Origin of the sequence: Vibrio sp. YT-15, from assembly GCF_033337445.1 — a bacterium.
Taxonomy (GTDB): Bacteria; Pseudomonadota; Gammaproteobacteria; order Enterobacterales; family Vibrionaceae; genus Vibrio; species Vibrio alginolyticus.
On the sequence record NZ_JAWOQR010000196.1, the window covers coordinates 1 to 1,010 of the forward strand.

Annotated in this window: 1 protein-coding gene and 1 pseudogene; both read right to left on the reverse strand. The window is 48.4% G+C overall.

What is annotated here, in order from left to right; translation table 11 throughout:
- Window positions 1–258, reverse strand: a pseudogene (locus R7D93_RS26270) (hypothetical protein); the annotation flags it as partial.
- Entirely contained in the window at window positions 251–976 is a 726-nt protein-coding gene (locus R7D93_RS26275; RefSeq protein ID WP_318129678.1) for an ABC transporter ATP-binding protein, read from the reverse strand. The gene R7D93_RS26275 and the pseudogene R7D93_RS26270, both read right to left, overlap by 8 nt.
- Between the last annotated feature and the right edge of the window lie 34 nt (window positions 977–1,010).

A 1,010-nucleotide genomic window follows, 5' to 3' on the forward strand; every position in this document is an offset into this window, starting at 1 on the left:
CCAGTTTGGAGAAAAACGGTATTCAAAATTCAGACGATTGTGCAGCAGATGATCGAACGAGTTACTTTGATCATCTGGCATGCTGTATGTCGCCATATACTTAATATAACCATCAAAATCCCAAGATTTTTGAGGTTGTAAACCAGGGATATTGGCAACAGCACAAAAGCTGAAAAAGCCAAGCAAGGAAAGGCTTGATGCCTGACTAACCACCACCATCCATGGCGGAGAAAAACGAATGTGTAAGCCGCTACGCATGAAACTTCTCTGCCGTGCTACCGATGTTGGCGAAATCTCTCGCGAGGCGTCCGTCTTCAAACACAATAATACGATGGGCTCGTTTGATGACCCTCGGGTCGTGAGTCGAGAAAATAAATGTCGTGCCCTCTTGTTCGCTCAGTTGCTCCATGATGTCGAGTAACTCCGAAGTACTCTTTGCGTCTAAGTTGGCGGTCGGTTCATCTGCCATGACAAAGCGAGGCTTAGGTGCAAGTGCCCGTGCGACAGCGACTCTTTGCTGCTGGCCACCCGACATTTTGCTCGGACGTTTGTGCATCTGCTGAGCTAAACCAACTTGCTCAAGGAGAGACATGGCACGCTCTCGGCATTCTCGTTCCGTTTTGCCTTGTAACTGCATCACAAACTCGACGTTTTCCAACGCGGTCAAAACAGGAAGAAGACTGTAGTCTTGGAAGATAAAACCAATCTTCGAGCCACGTACCTTACGCATCGCTTCTGGTGTTAAGCCAGCGATTTTTTCACCATCCAAAAAGACATCGCCACTGGCAACGCGTCCCGGAGGGCTCAGCAAATCGATAACGGCGTTACCAACGGTGGACTTACCCGCACCGGATTCGCCAACAACACCCACGATTTCACCTCGTTCAATATTAAACGAAAGTGATTTCACGGCCGCGTGAACGCCGTGTCGGGATGGATACTCAATACGAAGGTTTTTCACTTCTAATAGTGACATTTCAGACCTCTACTGCCTTGTCTGTGGTATCGAA

What these genes read in the sequence shown, in the direction of transcription:
- R7D93_RS26275 (WP_318129678.1), bottom strand. Translation starts at nt 976, where the DNA reads ATGTCACTATTAGAAGTGAAAAACCTTCGTATTGAGTATCCATCCCGA.